1 protein-coding gene is annotated in these 498 nt (G+C 43.2%); it reads left to right on the top strand.

The features are described 5' to 3' along the window. A partial coding sequence (locus IR141_RS12750; protein ID WP_209304447.1) for an IS1595 family transposase occupies positions 1–498 on the top strand: 498 nt, incomplete at both ends.

Below are 498 nucleotides of genomic sequence, written 5' to 3'. Positions count from 1 at the left end.
ATCTTAGGTATTCAGCCCAATACGGCTATTCTCTTCTACCGTAAAATCCGTCTTGTTATCAGCCATCATTTGGCTTTGGAAGCAGATCAGGTTTTTGAGGGCGCTATAGAATTGGATGAGAGCTATTTCGGCGGTAAGCGTAAAGGAAAGCGCGGTAGGGGAGCAGCAGGTAAAGTGGTGGTTTTCGGTATCCTTAAACGTGGAGGTAAGGTTTATACGGTTGTAGTGAATAATGCCCGAAAGGAAAGTTTATTTCCTGTTATTACAAGGAAAATTACACCTGATAGCGTAGTTTATACGGACTGCCTGAGCAGTTACGACGTGTTGGATGTCAGCGGTTTTCACCATCACAGGATTAATCACAGCAAAAAGTTTGCCGACCGACACAACCATATCAACGGCATTGAGAATTTTTGGAATCAGGCGAAACGTGTCTTGCGCAAATACAACGGAATCGACCGAAAATCTTTTCCTCTGTTCTTGAAAGAATGTGAGTTT

This window comes from Neisseria sp. 19428wB4_WF04 (assembly GCF_015235335.1).
Lineage (GTDB): Bacteria > Pseudomonadota > Gammaproteobacteria > Burkholderiales > Neisseriaceae > Neisseria > Neisseria musculi.
The sequence above is the reverse complement of the archived record's forward strand: the minus strand, read 5'-3'. Positions and strand labels throughout refer to the sequence as shown.